General features: G+C 44.8%; 17 protein-coding genes. 13 read left to right on the forward strand and 4 right to left on the reverse strand.

Translation table 11 applies throughout. The features are described 5' to 3' along the window. Positions 1 to 9: 9 nt before the first annotated feature. From P5G61_RS11835 to P5G61_RS11860, 6 genes are all read left to right on the forward strand, one after another. On the forward strand, positions 10 to 741 hold the full coding sequence (locus P5G61_RS11835; protein ID WP_079349334.1) for a ZIP family metal transporter: 732 nt from the start codon (positions 10 to 12) through the stop codon (positions 739 to 741). A gap of 392 nt (positions 742 to 1,133) precedes the next feature. Continuing rightward, positions 1,134 to 1,784 (forward strand): hypothetical protein, encoded by a 651-nt coding sequence (locus tag P5G61_RS11840; protein WP_301246593.1) that lies wholly within the window; start codon positions 1,134 to 1,136, stop codon positions 1,782 to 1,784. Beyond that, positions 1,784 to 2,341, forward strand: coding sequence for a hypothetical protein (locus tag P5G61_RS11845; RefSeq protein ID WP_301246594.1), 558 nt, complete (start codon positions 1,784 to 1,786; stop codon positions 2,339 to 2,341). The genes P5G61_RS11840 and P5G61_RS11845 overlap by 1 nt, the downstream gene beginning before the upstream one ends. Positions 2,342 to 2,413: 72 nt before the next feature. After that, positions 2,414 to 3,166 (forward strand): SMI1/KNR4 family protein, encoded by a 753-nt coding sequence (locus P5G61_RS11850; RefSeq protein WP_301246595.1) that lies wholly within the window; start codon positions 2,414 to 2,416, stop codon positions 3,164 to 3,166. A gap of 3 nt (positions 3,167 to 3,169) precedes the next feature. Next, positions 3,170 to 4,471 (forward strand): hypothetical protein, encoded by a 1,302-nt coding sequence (locus tag P5G61_RS11855; protein WP_301246597.1) that lies wholly within the window; start codon positions 3,170 to 3,172, stop codon positions 4,469 to 4,471. Between the two features lie 43 nt (positions 4,472 to 4,514). Continuing rightward, a complete protein-coding gene (locus tag P5G61_RS11860; protein ID WP_301246598.1) occupies positions 4,515 to 5,126 on the forward strand; it encodes an SMI1/KNR4 family protein in 612 nt (203 codons plus the stop codon). 94 nt (positions 5,127 to 5,220) lie between these two features. On the opposite strand, the gene P5G61_RS11865 is transcribed toward P5G61_RS11860, so the two are convergent. After that, entirely contained in the window at positions 5,221 to 5,514 is a 294-nt protein-coding gene (locus P5G61_RS11865) for a hypothetical protein (RefSeq protein ID WP_301246599.1), read from the reverse strand. A 25-nt stretch (positions 5,515 to 5,539) separates the two neighbouring features. Here P5G61_RS11865 and P5G61_RS11870 point away from each other — a divergent pair, with 25 nt between their 5' ends. Together P5G61_RS11870 and P5G61_RS11875 are read left to right on the forward strand one after the other, a co-directional pair. Beyond that, complete coding sequence (locus P5G61_RS11870) at positions 5,540 to 6,673, forward strand: leucine-rich repeat domain-containing protein (RefSeq protein WP_301246600.1); 1,134 nt, start codon at positions 5,540 to 5,542, stop codon at positions 6,671 to 6,673. A gap of 161 nt (positions 6,674 to 6,834) precedes the next feature. Beyond that, positions 6,835 to 7,527 carry a cupin domain-containing protein gene (locus P5G61_RS11875; protein WP_435874135.1) on the forward strand — a complete coding sequence of 231 codons (693 nt, stop codon included), beginning with the start codon at positions 6,835 to 6,837 and terminating at the stop codon, positions 7,525 to 7,527. Between the two features lie 125 nt (positions 7,528 to 7,652). On the opposite strand, the gene P5G61_RS11880 is transcribed toward P5G61_RS11875, so the two are convergent. Next, positions 7,653 to 8,699 carry an aromatic ring-hydroxylating oxygenase subunit alpha gene (locus tag P5G61_RS11880; protein ID WP_301246602.1) on the reverse strand — a complete coding sequence of 349 codons (1,047 nt, stop codon included), beginning with the start codon at positions 8,697 to 8,699 and terminating at the stop codon, positions 7,653 to 7,655. A gap of 353 nt (positions 8,700 to 9,052) precedes the next feature. Between P5G61_RS11880 and P5G61_RS11885 the strand changes: the two genes are divergently transcribed. Further along, on the forward strand, positions 9,053 to 9,505 hold the full coding sequence (locus P5G61_RS11885; protein WP_301246603.1) for a carboxymuconolactone decarboxylase family protein: 453 nt from the start codon (positions 9,053 to 9,055) through the stop codon (positions 9,503 to 9,505). Between the two features lie 33 nt (positions 9,506 to 9,538). Further along, positions 9,539 to 10,465: a sigma-70 family RNA polymerase sigma factor gene (locus P5G61_RS11890; protein WP_301246604.1), complete on the forward strand. Its 927-nt coding sequence runs from the start codon at positions 9,539 to 9,541 to the stop codon at positions 10,463 to 10,465. 173 nt (positions 10,466 to 10,638) lie between these two features. Here P5G61_RS11890 and P5G61_RS11895 read toward each other — a convergent pair whose 3' ends face one another. After that, positions 10,639 to 11,283: a spore coat protein gene (locus P5G61_RS11895; protein WP_435874143.1), complete on the reverse strand. Its 645-nt coding sequence runs from the start codon at positions 11,281 to 11,283 to the stop codon at positions 10,639 to 10,641. A 131-nt stretch (positions 11,284 to 11,414) separates the two neighbouring features. On the opposite strand from P5G61_RS11895, the gene P5G61_RS11900 reads away from it, so the two are divergent. After that, positions 11,415 to 11,948: a hypothetical protein gene (locus tag P5G61_RS11900; RefSeq protein ID WP_301246605.1), complete on the forward strand. Its 534-nt coding sequence runs from the start codon at positions 11,415 to 11,417 to the stop codon at positions 11,946 to 11,948. A gap of 34 nt (positions 11,949 to 11,982) precedes the next feature. Then, a complete protein-coding gene (locus tag P5G61_RS11905) occupies positions 11,983 to 12,714 on the forward strand; it encodes a DUF1361 domain-containing protein (RefSeq protein ID WP_301246607.1) in 732 nt (243 codons plus the stop codon). A 78-nt stretch (positions 12,715 to 12,792) separates the two neighbouring features. Here P5G61_RS11905 and P5G61_RS11910 read toward each other — a convergent pair whose 3' ends face one another. Further along, complete coding sequence (locus P5G61_RS11910; protein ID WP_435874136.1) at positions 12,793 to 13,752, reverse strand: serine hydrolase domain-containing protein; 960 nt, start codon at positions 13,750 to 13,752, stop codon at positions 12,793 to 12,795. Between the two features lie 373 nt (positions 13,753 to 14,125). On the opposite strand from P5G61_RS11910, the gene P5G61_RS11915 reads away from it, so the two are divergent. After that, positions 14,126 to 16,432 (forward strand): ABC transporter permease, encoded by a 2,307-nt coding sequence (locus tag P5G61_RS11915; RefSeq protein ID WP_301246609.1) that lies wholly within the window; start codon positions 14,126 to 14,128, stop codon positions 16,430 to 16,432. The last annotated feature ends 4 nt before the right edge of the window (positions 16,433 to 16,436 follow it).

The raw sequence follows: 16,436 nt of genomic DNA on the forward strand, positions 1-16,436 counted from the left end.
TCATCCCGGATGTGGACTGCATTCATGTGGGGCGGCATCTCCGCCTCGGCTGTTGTCATTGGAGCACTTGCTGCGCTATTTCTGAAGATTCCCAAACGAGTGATAGGCTGGATTATGGCTTTTGGTACTGGCACCCTGATTGGTGCGGCCGCATTTGAACTGATTGGAGACGCTCTGAATGATGGGGGGATTGTGCCGACCGCGATTGGATTTACTGCAGGGGCGGTCGTGTACACCATGTTCGATTTGCTCATTTCCAGTAAAGGGGGAGCAGGGCGCAAGCGTTCGGCAAGCGCCGGGAAGGGAGATTCCAACCAGAGTGGACTTGGCATTTTTGCAGGGACGGTCATGGATGCCATTCCCGAATCGATTATGCTGGGAGCCAGTTTGCTCGCCGGAAATGGTGTCAGTGTGGTGCTGGTTGTATCTATTTTTGTCAGTAATATTCCTGAGGGTCTGTCCAGTACGGTTGGACTGCAACGCAATAAATACTCCCGCTCCAGGATTATTCTCTTGTGGTTGGGCGTACTGATCATCTCTGCACTCGCAGCCTTGGGAGGGTATCTGTTTCTGGAGCAGCTGCCTGATGAGATGGCCGCGGCTATCGGGGCATTTGCCGGAGGAGGCATCATTGCGATGATTTGCTCCACAATGATGCCTGAAGCGTTCGAAGAAGGGGGACCCGTCGTAGGTTTTATTGCTTCAATGGGACTGCTTGTCTCCCTTTTGCTTGACATTTGATCGCGTGGATTGGAATAGTGAATAGGAGTGCCTTCCAGATGATGATCTGGAGTAAGGTGCTCCTTTTTACGTTGCATTTCCTTGTGCTAAGCACAGGAGTTACATATAATTTTAGGTAGAACAACTGGGAAATGTTGAGTGGTTGCTTTCAGCGATGGCCAGCATACAGGGGATAGGCAGGGATTAAAATGAAACGTTTCGAAGAGGAAGGGGCTTATAAATACAGCTTCTACGCTGTTCTTCGCCAAATATACCTTTGAAGACGGCTTCCCATACCATCCCTGCGTATATCAAGAACGCCAAGAACAGAGAGTTGGTTGTCCGCACGTTGACCAAACTTCAGCACACGACAGGATGAACCGGTAGAACAGGGGTCGCTAAGGAGGATGATCATGAAATTTCGTATAAAGATTACTATATTTGCAGTAATTATAGGCACGTTACTCATTCCGGCTTATTTCATTTTACAGACGTATGGTGTGTTTCAAAAAGAGAAGGTACTTTCTGACTATGCTCTCGCTGTCGATGTGAATGGGAAATCCTATGAAGCCTGGCCGCTCATCAACAGTTTCGCTGCCATGGATAAGGAGGAAGACAACAGGCAGTTATATTATCGTGTAGATATGAATCATATCCAATACCTTTTTCACATCGCTTATCAGGAGTTTGATATTAAACCCAGTGAAGACAATCCCTATCTGGCTGGGACGATCCGCTATCAATCCACGGAAAACGAATATGTAAAAACCGAAAAGCAATATACCAATGCCAAAGATTATAAAACGGTGTTGAATTTTTATAATCGGGACAAAGAGGTGATTTATACTTATCCAAATACCGGAAAAGGGGATGGACAGCTGGTACAATCGATTATTCATCAGGGAATGAGCCGTTCCAGCAATGGGGGCAGTGAAGCTGCTCGTGATCCGTATATCAACGTTACGGCTTTGTTCCATGATAAGTTAGACATGGATGTGAAGCTGGATGTGGATGAAGAACATAAAGTCGTAACCATTCGAATGAATAAAGCGGAGGCGAGATGATGAATTTGTTTGGTGTACATAAAGGACCTACATATTTGGAAGGGTTGGTTCGGGAAATACCGGATGTTCAAACGCATGAAGTGGAATGGAAAGGCAAGTTGCAAGCACGGGATGGACATGACAAGTTCCATATTTTTTATTATGGTGACTTAACCGATGATGATCTGATAACCTGGCAGGATTCGACACCACTCATCGTATATGCGGAGCACACCGTAACAGGAGAACGCTACTTACTTATCGATTCAGCCAAACACGGTTATGATGCGATGTTGTGTGAGACATATCCGGAGGAAGACATTAGTAACAGGTCGCTACGCCCCTATTTGGACGTCGAAGGAGAAGATATTTTTGAAGTACAGCTCACTGCCTTTTATAACGTGCCATGGGATGAGGAGTTCGGGGAAGATGTGGACGAAGACGGAACCTACGAATTGATTACGGGAGAGAGTATGGATTTTGAGCAGGTGAAACGTGACGGTTATGATGCATTTGCCATTAGCATTATAAACCGCAAGGGTGTAGTGACCGAAATTGTACAGGAAGAACTGGCTTAGCCTGATTGAATTGCTGATCGATTGAATGAACTGTCGTGAATTGAACGAAACGATCGTAGGGAGATGTCGTGAATGTATATTGTATCTCATGCGTTAAAGCCCGTACCCGCTAAGGAACTGGATCATTTTGAAGAGCAGCATTTGATCTCGCTGCCTGTGTCTTATCGCCAATGGCTGGAACAATACGGGGAAGGGACATACACAGGCTGGATGAATGTGCAGCGGCCGGATCAGGAGGTACTAAAACCTTTTGCTGAATATGATTTTTGGATGCACACGGAGGATACGCCAGTCACACAGGAGCAGCTTAAGGAGTGTATCAGTATCGGCAGTTCGGTGGATGGTGATTTCCTGGCGATTCATCCAGATGTGAAGGGACTGCTATGGCTCCCGCGTCATGATGAGTCTATAATCTTGTGGTCGTGCTCAGAAGCTGACTTTGGAGAGACCATGGACCGGATCTATTGCCGATATTACCATCAGGATAAACCGCTTGCCCCAGCGTATTTTGAACCCTGGAATGAGCTGCGAAACCACACGTTCTACCACTTGGTTAACGTCGAGCGCGAAGACTCTATGAAAGCACTGGCTGAGTTGTGTAAGAGCAAATTCAAGTGGGATGCAGTGCTTGAAAATGAGTACACATGTAAGCTGTTTATGGTCTCTATGGGTGGGTATTTACGCTTTAATTATGCGAATGGCAGGGAAATTGCGCTTTTCTATGAAGAGATGCACGGGACGGAAGGTGCAAAGGATCACGATCTGGATCAATTTTTGCTGGCACATCACTGTACAGTCGTCAATAGAGGTGGAGTGGAGGAATAAATATTGAGTTGGTTGAAAGAAGACATTGCAGAAACGTGGCGGAGTGAAGGCAAACGATACGCAAAGGATGTTAATGCATTTGTGCGCAGAGGCATGGCAGGAGAGCAAGTGGACGAATCGGAGCTGGAGGCGGACGCGCGAGCTCTGATTAGCACTGAAGTGTGGAATATGGTGAAGCAGGCCAATCTTCAAGGCGATTTGGAACGGCTCCGGCTTGAACTGCCTGCTGCAACGTGGCCATTGAACGAAAATTTTCAATCTTCCATGCAGGCCGTGAGGGTAGTAGGATATCTGAACGCGGAAACGATTGTATTCACAATCGGTACCTTCACGGAGAATGGATGTGTATATACCGCTGATCAGCATGGTTGTTTGCCTTTCTCTAAGTATACCTTCGCAGGTTGTTCACCGGACAGTGCAGACTATGCGTTGGCCGGATCGGAAGATATTCGTATCATCAGACAGCCTGATCGCCATCTGGTAGGGCAAGAGCTTGCGGTATATCGCTGGGAAGATATCCAATCGAGTATTCAGAAGGCATTGCCGCGCATCGAATCCCTTGCTGACTGTGAGCATCCAGAGCGCACACTTGAAGGGCTCATTCCATTTAATGATGGGAAATCCGTTCTTATCTTCTCCACTTATGGAATCTATCTGCTAGAGCAAGGCCAGGTATCCCTGCTGCACCCGGATCTTGCAGAGATTGATGAATACGAGTTGGAAGATACGCAGATCGATATGGGGCATGCGGCGGTCTCACGCGACGGTCGCTGGATTGCCTACGGCAGCCAGGTGAGTAATCATATGATTCTGGATCGCGAACAGAATAAGACGTATTCCCTTTATCCCGAATCCAGTTATCCTCATCATGCGGTGTTCACCACCGATAGCTTGAAGGTATGGTTTAATGCATGTCACTTTTATAACGGGGCTACAATACAAGTTCAGTTGGAAACGATCGATGGTAATGAGAGTAAGGAAGACTGGCCTGTAATGGATGAGAATGCCCGTGTTTACGCTGCTGTGGCCATTGATGCAGGCATGGTGCTTGGGGATGCATACGGATATTTATATTGTGTGAATAGTGACGGGCAGGAAGTGTGGAGACATTTTGTAGGCAGCACCATCTGTTCCTTGGCGAGCTCTCCTGACCAGTCCAAGCTTGCAGTGGGTACGTTCGGGGGCATGCTGCATATCCTTGACCTGCACTCCCAAGAAATGGACGAATATGGGATCGGTACAGGAACTATCCGTGAGCTTGAGCGTTATGTGTTGTGGCGCGAAGAAGATCCTATACGCTGGTAAACCCCGCAATAACTTGATCTTAGATGAATGGGAGGGATGCTTCATGACACCTGAGGCTAATGCAAAATGGAATGAAATGTTCGATGCGCTGAATGGGCTCCTGAATGAAAAAATCCAGGATGACGAAATTCGGCAGTTATACGAGGAATACCAGCATCGGGCGGGTGCTTCTGAACAGAGTCTAACCGCATTGGAAACGGAATATGGCGTCCGACTGCCGGAGGATTTCCGCGCCTTCTATCAGCGTAAGGACGGGAGTGGTTATGCATTTCATATTTTGTATCCGGGTGATGCGGAGGCAGAGGAGTGTAATCCATTTTATCTGATGTCATTGAAGGAGATTCGGGAAACGAAACAATACTTCTGTGAAGCGGATGAGAAGCTGGACGAGTACTATTCCCCAGATGAGATCAGCAAACTGGACCCGGAGATTAAGCCCTACTTATTCCACAAAGAGTGGATTCCGTTTGCAACGATGGCGGGAGGCTCCCTTTATTTGATGCTTGATTTTGATCCGACAGAGAAAGGAACCTACGGGCAAGTCATTATGTATGTGCATGATCCGGACTTTGTTTATTATGTGTCTGAGACGTTTACAGACTTGCTGGAAGTGTCCAACCGTAACCTGAAGATTATGGATGAAATTGAGTATTGATGGCGGGGTGGGTTAAGCCTTTATCATACGTGGTTAAAAAGTTGAACAAGGGAAGGAGCTGCTGGTAGCAGCTCCTTTCCTGCAATTTTTAGCATTAAAAAATACGATGGCCGTGGAAACCTCCGCCAGGTCCACCAGAACCCCCGGGTCCTCCACCATGTGGACCGCCCGGATAGCCTCCTCCAGGGAACGGGCCGTGGGGACCGCCAGGGTAACCGCCATGCCATCCTGGGCCTCCGATGGGAAGGGGCAGCGGAAACGGAACGATGGGTGAATAGGGGTATGGATAAGGATATGGATAAGGGTAGGGATAGGGTGGCGGTGGATAATAAGGGTAAGGATAACCCGCAGTTGGCGGGATAGGAAGTGAACCAGGTCCGTAAGCCATGATGCATGCCTCCAGTGTTTAATTGATGATATCAGCCTATGCTGCGATACAATCGAGTGACACAGAGGAGTTAATAGAACGTGGTACGGGTGAAGGGGGATATGATTTGGTAGCTGTATCGTTTCATACTGATCCAAGAGGCGTTGCCTATGAACAGTTAATTGACTGGTTGATTGAGAAAACAGATCGTTTTTTGCTGGTTGACAGACGAAGGTACGATAACGACGAAGTACCAGGGGTTTCAAGAGTATTGCAGAGACTGAAGCCTTACCTTATTGAAAGCTGTACAATGGAAGAAATGATGATGCAAAGTGGTGCCATGTATTCAGAGGGAATCTATTACATATATCGCTGCACACCGGAATCAGGGCAGATCCTTAAGGAAGAAGCCAATCGTTTTCATGACTGGTTGTATCCATCATTGCCGGATGATCTTTGTTTTTTGAAAGCGGATAGAAGTGATTTTTTCTTTAGTGTTGCTCATGAGAACATATATGGAATGAGGATTACACAAGAAGAGGCTAGCCAGTTGATGGAGCGGATTACGGGGTTATTCTTTGATTTGCATCGGCATCGGGACGTTCAATGTCTGCTGGATGATGCGATCAAGCATCAGACCGACATTCTAAATATCAGTTCACATGGTCTGACCGAGATTCCTGAAAGGATTAGGGAATTGAAGCAGTTGAAACAGTTGACGATTTTTGAGCAGGATCTGTACATGCTTCCTCCAGCTCTTTTTGAACTAACTTCTTTGGAGAGATTGGAGATCATGACATTGGACCTGGAGTGTATTCCTGGAGATATCGGGAAACTTAAAGAACTTCGAGAGCTGAGAATATATTGTGGTAGTCCTTTTGCATCTGTACCTGGATGGAGGCCCAAGCCGCAATCGGAGCTGGGATTGAAGTGTATTCCGCCCGAGATCGGTGAACTTAGCAATTTAAAATACCTGGAGATTGTTTATTCCGGTATACGAGATTTTCCTCCCGAACTGGAGAAACTTAAAAACCTCAGGGCATTGCTGGTTACGAATTCATTAATTGAGGAGACACCAGATATCATTACACGAATGAACTGGTTGGAGTATGTGGACTTGATGAATATTCCGTTCGGTACCAGTTGGCAAGAGGTGTGGGACATGAAAAAAGATCAATAACGAAAAAACTCTGATCAGGCTTTCTGCATCAGGGTTCTTTTGCTTAAGCGGCTTTCGGTATAAATGGGCTCACGCATAGAAGCCCAGAGCATAAGCTGGCGTATAGGTTATCACCTAAACCGAGAGCGAAGGGCAGGCGTTTTATTTTGGCAACTTCCTATATGGATTACACCTTACCTACCACCCAATTTACATTTGATGTGAACCAGAATCCTTTCTTCAAAAAAGACGGAAATAACTATATTAACTTTCTCTCCATTCATCAATTAAACACATTGGGAAATGTATCCTTGTTGGATATTTTTCTTAGTACTGGCAATGTGGTTGAACCCCATATTCATCAAAATGCATCGGAGCTGGTGTATTGTATTAGTGGTTCAGCTGTCGTTTCCCTTATTAACCCGTTTACTAATACGTTGTTAAACTTTACGATTACCCCAGGCCAAGTAGCAAATGTTCCGCAAGGCTGGTGGCACTATGAAATTGCAACGGTAGATCAGACGCATCTGCTGGCTATTTTTGATGCCCCTGTTCCTGAAGCCATTTTTGGTTCGGACATTTTGCGTCTTACACCTGCAAGCGTCCTGGCCCATACCTACTGTCTCGATGAAAACAAGGTGAAGGAAACGCTTGCTCCCATTCAAAAAACAGTAATCGTTGGGCCGCCTGTGGACTGTGCAACTCAAGTATCCCCGGCCACAAACAATATGCCACATCCGAATAGTCAGTCTAACGAACTGCCTTATGTAAATCGCCTTCCGTATTGGGGAACATGGGTAGATCCCCGTATTATTCACGAACCAGGCTGTCCGTATTATACAGAACCTCCTATGAATACGAATAATCAAGGGTAAGTGACAGATATAAGCATATTATAAGTAAGGTCAATCCCAGTACATCGTCACGAACGAAAGTGTAGCAATTAGACAAAAAAGATGCATTCGCATGAACGCATCTTTTTTGTCTGTTTGTGTTCAAGTTATGATGTGTAGTTTCTTCCCAAGCCCAGCTCTGTCAGTAACTGACGATATGCAATCGAGGTACGGTCTGCGGGAATATGTGCTTCTGCATGCAGATCCAGCGGCAAATCCTCCGGTTTCTGTGATTCCACCATTTCACGGTCCTCCTCAAATACCTGCAAGTTAAACTTGATTGTCTCTTCAATTGGAGCATCCTTGTCAAAGTTACGCGTAATCGGACAGAACAACCGTGTAAAGCGTGCAGATATAGGTGAGGCGCAGTTCAGAATGTTCAGTTTGTCGTTATCCGGGAAGTGAACTGTAAGAGAGGCGGCGAATGGCGGAAATACGCGGAATTCACGCAGCCATTGAAAGCCTTCGGGGGCTACATTATCCTGACCTTTACCATAGTTGCTGACAGAACTCCAGTATTCGGCAAGCAGCTGATTGCCTTCACGTTTTACTTTGTATTGGGGCACTTCGGTGTTGTTCCGATCGCCAAACGTCTCTGTATGCACGTAGGCAAAATGGGATACATCCAGAAATCCCTCCATCTGACGTCCTGCTGAACCTGCGATATCAAAGTTCGGAGGCAGAATGTTGATATATTCCGGATCATCCCATCCTGGGAATGAAGGAAGTTGCTCATCGTTTCCGGCGAGTGAAGTCCAGATCAGGCCATAACGTTCGACCGCAGGATATACGATAAGTTTCAGTTTGGGAGAAATTTTGGAGCTGGGATGTGCAGGCACGGCGGTGCATTTACCTTCACAGTTATAACGGAAACCATGATAGGGACAGATGATTTCGCCATTTTCTACCCAGCCCTTACTGAGCGGAGCACCACGGTGAAAACAAAGATCCTTGGCAACTACAACGTTGTTGTTGCTGCGATACAGAACCAATCTGACATCAAGCAATTGAGCGGCCAGTGGTTTATCTGTCACTTCACTTGCCTGAGCGATCGGATACCAATATTGAGATAAGACATGCCAGTCTTCAGCGGAGAACGTGCAGCCGCGGGGCAGTTCGGATGTAAGTTGGGGATTGGAATTGGAAGTTATCATGGAAGTCACTCCTTGCTGGGATAATGATTCGTTCGTTATTCATGTCAGGAAAGTTTACTTTGTAGTCGTATGTTACTACTCTTTTGTTTGGAGTATCAATATGTGTAATCGTTTTTTGTTTAAAATGACAAACAATACCGCGGACATCTAACATAAATACGGAATTATCTGCTTATACATAACGTTTTGTGTAAACTATATCTATGTTGGGCAAGCTTCATTGAGGTTACTCATCTTACATAGTTGAGCTTTATGCTGTTCTCAAATATCCTGAAATTTTTTTATGGAAAATGTCACAGATATGAGTCTTGATTTGTCTTAAGGTTGTAGACCAAAATACGGAGGCGAATGAGATGAATTTAAGAGTGAATTATAGAGTGGCTAATTCGGGTGCTTTCAAAGCAATGATGGCATTGGAGCAGCATGTTTCGGGTCAGTTTGAAGATAATAAAGTGTTATATGAGCTGTTGAAAATCCGTGTGTCGCAAATCAATGGCTGTGCGTTTTGTCTCGATATGCATGCCAAAGATCTGATGAAGCTGGGAGATTATGCTGATCACATTTTGCTGCTGAGCGTGTGGCGCGAGGTACCTTTGTTTACGGAAAAAGAACGTGTTATGCTGGAGCTGGCTGAAGCCGTAACGCTTGTTTCGGAACAAGGCGTACCATTTGAATTGTTTGAAAAAGTGAAGGAGCATTTCAGTGATGCTGAACTGGTGGATCTGATCATGGCGATCAACACCATTAATAGCTGGAACCGGATCGCAATTACAACAGGGATGTATCCTGGTTGCTTTAATAATTAAAGTTACGACCATCTGCCAGAGGAGGCCATTCTCATGAAATTGGATTCTCTCATCAATGAGCCAGAAGTGTCTTCTCTGGAAGTTGGTGAATTGTATATTCGTTATAAAGCCTATGCCTTTTCCATTGCTTACCGCATGCTCGGTAGTGTTGTGGAGGCTGAAGATATGGTGCAGGACTGCTTTGCAGAGCTTCAGAGCAAGTCCCTTGATAATATCCGTAATCCCAAGTCCTATATTGCTAAACTAGTCGTAAACCGTAGTCTGAATCTGCTGAACTCTGCCCGCAATCAAAGGGAAAGTTATGTTGGAGAATGGCTTCCTGAGCCGATGAGTGACGGTGGAATAGGGAACATTCCGGAAGCAACGATGGAGCAGAAGGAGATGATTTCCTACGCTTATCTGGTTATGCTGGAGCAACTCACCCCAATAGAGCGTGCTGTTTTTGTACTTCGTGAGGCGTTCCAGTATGAGTATGCGGAAATAGCAGATTGGCTGGGAAAATCCGAAAGCAATTGCCGTCAAATTTTTAGCCGGGCCAGACGTAAGCTTCCCGATCGTCTTCCTCCGCTGGAACATCGTTCTGCTGATTATTCTGCCAAAGAAAAATTGCTGGCTCGTTTCACAACCGCTTTTCTGAGTTATGATGTCAACGCCATGCTGGAGCTGCTTGCCGAGCAGCCTGTATTTACGGCAGATGGCGGTGGACGTGTGCATACGGTCATGAGAACGATGAAAGTTCGTAAAGGTGTACTCGCCTTGTTGACCTCTCGCCGGGTGCTTACCCGATTGCGAGAACGAGATTGGGTGCCCACATTCATCAATGGAGAGCCTCACCTTGCATTACTGGATAACGGTCAGTTGTCCGAAGTTCTGTGTCTCAAGCTGGACTCTCTAGGAGAGCGGATTGAGGGATTCTATCTCGTTGTGAATCCGGACAAACTAACATCGGTATCGACATAATACATTCTTGGAATAGAACAAGAAGCGCTGAATGCATGCTAAAGCGGCACATCCATTAGAGAGGAATGCTGCTTTTTTCACTTCTGGATCGAAGCCGTAGCAGCACAAAGAACAGCATCTTACAACCATGGGGGTTGAAGATGCTGTTCTCTGTTGTTGTGGCTTATTTTAAATTAATGAAGAGGTGGTTTATTGTTCGTTGGCATTTGAGGTGCACCGGTTGCTGGGACATATGCTTGAAGCATCTGTGTCGTATCATTTGCATTCAGTTGAGGCACTTGATAATAAGCATGTTGATTTTGATACATGAAAATTTCGTAAGCCATCTCGATAAATTGTTGTACCTGCGAAGCGATAACTCGGCGTACGGTCCCATTCGTAATTTCAGGAGCAGACATGGCCAGCAGAGAGGCATGTGACTTGATCAATCCCAGCATATGACCACTGATGCCTGCATCTTTGACGTCGGCGAGTGATTGATTCGGCTTTTTCGGTGCAGATGGCTTGAGGCCATATACGGGCGGAACGATGTTTGGAATCATGTAGGTTGCCGTCTCCTCATGCGGTTTCTGTCCAGTTGAGAAACATTCTGCCGTCAGATTGTACTGGGACAGCATGAAATTGTACTGACGATCAAGAAGTTGAAGAAGTTCAGTGTCCTGTACAAACGTTCTGAAAATCATGTATTGATCCAGCACGTTGATGGCCCCTGATAGAATTTCGTGCATATCGAACATTTCATGTCCGCCATGGTTCATTTGAGGTGTGAAGCCTGGATTTGCGTTGTTTGCAGGTTGCATTCGGTTTGAAGGCTGCATTGAATTTGAATTCATGGTAAATTTGATTCTCCTTTGGGAAGTGGTATGATCCTAGTATGGTCTTCAACAGTAAATTTATGTAATGTGTTTTGGTTTTAAGCAAAAATAGAGACAGGTACGGTGGTGGTTGGATGGAAACGGACTGGAGTGTTCCAAAAGCGTTATTCGTTAAGCATTATGGGAGCGCTGTTCAGATGCATCGGGGTGGTGTTTATGCACAATATAAACAATGGGATGTGCCTCAAGAGCTGGAGCAGACATGGATGGAAGAAAGAATAGGTCAGTTAACCTCTGCATTATCTATCATGAACTGGGACGCGGTTGATGAGCTTACGTCGATTGCCAGATATCATGCTAATCCGCTGATTATCACTGCAATCACAGCATTTGCTTCAAGACAACTGACGAGTGCGGACAGTATGGTTCGTCTGGTGTATGCGGAACGTTTGATTGAGTTGATCAAGCGATATGAATCGATTATTCCGGTGGATGAGCTGCGTGAAGCCTATCAATTGACAATGAACTTGTTGGAGGATGTGGTAACCAAACCGTTGGTGCTTGATCCAGGACATGAACTACAGCAATATGGGTTAAAGGATAAACGTGGGCTGAATTTGCGTGTGGAAAAGAACAGGGAAGAGATTATCCGATATTTTCGGAACTAAATGTATTTCATTGAATCAAGTGAGGTAAATATCATTGAGAAAACTGAATTATATCAAAATATTGATTTTCCTTAGTGTGGTCACGGTGGTGACCCTCGGTTTGTATTATGCAGCTGCGGATTGGTTGGATCAGCGCTATTTTCGCTTCCTGATCTGGAACCTGTTTTTGGGCTGGATTCCTTTTGTATTTTCCTATGTGGCTTATGGCTTCAGCCATGCCAAATGGAAAGGGGCGACATGGTTTGCCGTTGCAAGCGGACTGCTCTGGCTATTGTTCTTCCCGAACTCGTCCTACATTGTAACGGATCTCGTTCACCTGACGGCACGCAGTTCCCGCTATTATGGCGGAGGGGATGGATTGGACTACAAGTACTGGTATGACTTAATTGTGCTCTTGATGTTCGTTTGGACGGGCTTGTTGCTCGGATTCCTGTCGATGTATCAGCTTCAGGAAGTGATTCATCACAAAATGGGACGATGGTTTTCGTGGATTTTTGTGCTGGTAGGATGTGCTCTGGGTAGTTATGGTGTCCTGTTGGGACGTGTGTATCGACTGAACAGCTGGGATGCGTTAACCAATCGTGAAACGCTGGTCGAAATTATGCATGAGAGTGTAAGTCGTCCGTCACTCGCTTTCTGTATGTTCTTTGGCACGTTTATTCTAACGATCTATGCAACGCTATACTATCTAATCAATACGAAATCTCCACATGCCGGGAAGACAGAGCTTGGAAGTTCAGAGGCGGATCTGAAAGGTTTGCGATAAACAATAACCCTCAACTCATGGGGAAAACTCCCTAACGGTTGGGGGTTATTTATGCCCATTAAGCGAAAATGAAGAATGTTACAGGCATTTTAACAGTTCAGGAGCAATTCTTTTGGGGAACACATCCAGTGGAGGTTTTTCTTTCTTTCGTTTGTCATTGGTGAGCACTGCAACGAGTTCCAGAGCCGGGACGATATATACAAATTGACCTCCAAATCCACGGGCGTAGTAATAGTGGAGTATGGGAGTGGGATTTTCCGTGATCCCAGCCTCAGCCTCAGAAGTCTCCCGGGTATAGGCATCCACCCACCAGTGCCAAGCGTAACTACCATGATTGGGTGGGGTAACCGTAATGGCAGGCCTTGTAGAGCGGCTAACAAGATCGTTCGATATCAGCGACTGTCCGTTCCACATGCCTTGCTGCATAAACAGCTGACCGAATTTTAACAAATCCCTCGGCAGCATCTTTAATCCGAACCCACCAGTATGTACACCCTGTGGGTCACTTTCCCATTCATACTCTTGAATCCCCAACGGGCCAAATAGATAACGTTCCGCGAACTCGGCTACGGACATCCCTGTACTTTGCATGAGGATGGCAGACAAGATCTGTGATACCCCGGAATTGTATTCCATATATGTGCCTGGCACATGACTTAAGCGTTGCTCAAACGCAAAATTCACCCAGTGATCCGTACGTGTCATGCGCGGAAATGAATTCTGTCCACCAAACTCGTCCCAATTGAATCCAGCTGTCATGGTCAATAACTGCTCTAACGTAATTTCCGGTTTACGTGGGTCAGGGTCTGACCCCAGCTGTGGGAAAAAGGTGGAGATTGGAGTAGTAGACGCTTCGGGCAGCCAGCCGTGATCCATTGCAATACAAATGAGCGCGGACAGCACACTTTTGGTACAGGAATTCACTTTGGCAATATGAGTTGCTGCATCTTGATTACGGTAATGCTCGTATATGATTTCGCCACGTACGCTGACAAGACAACTGCGCAGATCCAGCGGCGGGATGGTTTGCTGTAACATGGATGGTATGGATGAAGGGTTCATAGTGTCCTTTCTTAATTGGGACATATCCCATAAATTGAGTGTCGTTAGAAAAAGGTTTGAGCCATTATCTTATCACACGATTTAATAAGTTCTCAATTTATAACCTCAGACTCCGGCATTAGTTAAAACTGGACCACAGACTGATTCAGATATTCGTGTTTATTGATACACTCGGTGCAGCGGATAAATGGGGGTATTTTACAGCAAAAAGGGATGTAACTTTGGTTCAGAAGGTTCGGCATACTGATAAAAGAAATTACATATAGTGTACCTGATTAATCCAAAGTAGTGTTCCATGCAAAGGAGCTAATGGTTGTTCATGCTATTACGTATGTTAAGAAATGAGCTTATGAGGAAAAAAGGAATCAACATTGCTTTATTTGTTTTTATTTTGCTGGCAGCTTTGCTTATGTCTTCAGGTACACGCATGATTATGGAGCTAACAAGTTCAATCCACTATTTATTTACGGAATCCAAGACCCCTCATGTTGTGCAAATGCACGCAGGTGAACTGGATGAAACGAAGGTGAATGAGTGGGCACAGGCCAATGAAATGGTAGAGAAACACCAGATCGTAGAAATGATTAACATAGACGGTTCTCATTTGTTTTTTGGAGCGGAAGCCGAGAAAAACAGCATTATGGATATTGATTTTGTCGTACAAAATCAGAATTTTGATTTTCTGTTGAATTTAGATAGTGAGATTGTGCAGGTGAATGATGGAGAAATTGCGGTTCCTGTTTATTACTTTCAGCAGAAGAAGTTGAAAATTGGTGACAGTATTAACATCAAAGACAATTCTTTCACCAGAACCTACAAAATCGTGGATTTTGTACGTGATGCTCAAATGAATCCATCCATTATTCACTCCAAACGTTTTGTCATCAGTCAGGGTGAATTTCAGTCCTTAAAACAAAATACGGGCGAGACGGAGTATCTTATTGAATTCCGACTTAAAGATCCTCAGATGATCAATGACTTTACTCAAGCCTATCAAAATACGAATTTGCCGAATGCAGGTCCTGTGGTTAACTATAGTCTGTTCCAATTGTTGAATGCGTTAACCGACGGGGTTGTGGCAGCTGTAGTCATACTTGTCAGTTTAATTTTAATAGTGATCGCTGTACTCAGCATTCGTTTCACCATGCTTGCCACCATTGAAGAGGATTATCGAGAGATTAGCATCATGAAAGCTATTGGCATATCCGAGCGTGATATTAAGAAACTCTATTTGAGCAAATATGTTGTTATGGCAGGTTTGGGCTCTATTATTGGCTATTTTACCTCGCTATTGGTGAACCGTTTGCTCATGTCCAATATGATGCTGTACATAGGAACAGCCCCCAAAACATGGTTGCACTACGTCATCACATTATTTGCAGCCGTCATCATTTTTGCTATAGTTGTATTTTTCTGCAACCGTGTGCTTCGACGTTTTAATCATATTTCAGCTGTTGAGGCATTGCGTTCAGGCAGTCTGGGCGAAACCAGAATGAGTCCAAACAGGCTCAGCCTATCCAAAAATCGATGGTTATCGGTGCCGGTTTTCCTGGGTTTAAAAGACATCATTCAGCGGTTGAACATGTTCCGTTTGCTATTGTTTGTTTTTATTATAAGTTCATTTATTATGATCGTACCTGTCAATTTCCTCAATACGTTACAAGCCCCTAGCTTCATCTCTTACATGGGTGTTGGTCAAAGCGATATACGTATTGATCTGAGGCACTCCGAAGATATCGAACAGCGTTATTCCGAATTAATTGAATATATTCAAAAGGATACAAACGTACTTAAATACTCAGCATTCGTCACAAGCCAATTTAAAGTGTTGAACAGTGAAGGTGGATATGATCATTTAAGCGTGGAGACTGGAGATTTCAATGTGTTTCCTTTATCTTACGTGAAGGGTGTGGCCCCAAAAAATGAAAATGAAATTGCCTTGTCTGATGCGAACAGTAATGAAATGAAAAAGAAGACGGGAGACACCTTAATACTGTTAGTAAATGGAAAGGAAAAAACAATGACTGTCAGTGGTATATATCAGGATGTGACCAATGGCGGGAAAACTGCAAAAGCACGCTTACCTTATAACCAAGATCGTGTACTCTGGTATGTCTTGAGTCTGGATTTGAAAGATGATGGAAGTACAATTTCGGATAAAATTGCGGAGTATGCACAGACATTTGCACCGGCAAAGGTGACAGATTTACAAGGTTATTTATATCAAACGCTTGGAGGGACGATCCATCAGCTGAAACTGGTTACGGTGTTGGCGCTAGTTGTAGCATTATTGGTCACGATCCTGATTACATCTTTATTCCTGAAGATGCTTGTTGCAAAGGATAGCGGTGATATTGCGATTTTAAAAAGTTTGGGATTTCCCATTTCCTCAATCCAATTCAAATATGTAGCGATGTCCCTTATTGTTTTGGGTGTTGGGGTTCTTATAGGAACTGTACTATCGAATACGGCAGGTCAATTAATGATTAGTCTAATAATGGCTTATTTTGGAGCATCTCATATTGTTTTTGTCATTGACCCGCTGAAGTCATATGTACTTTGTCCTTTGTTGCTGGCAGCTACGATTATCTGTACAGCTATAATCAGTATTCAATCCATTAAAGAATCCAGCATTTCCAAAATGATTGCCGAATAGGGAG

Source organism: Paenibacillus vandeheii (genome assembly GCF_030433635.1).
In the GTDB taxonomy this organism is placed as follows: domain Bacteria; phylum Bacillota; class Bacilli; order Paenibacillales; family Paenibacillaceae; genus Paenibacillus; species Paenibacillus vandeheii.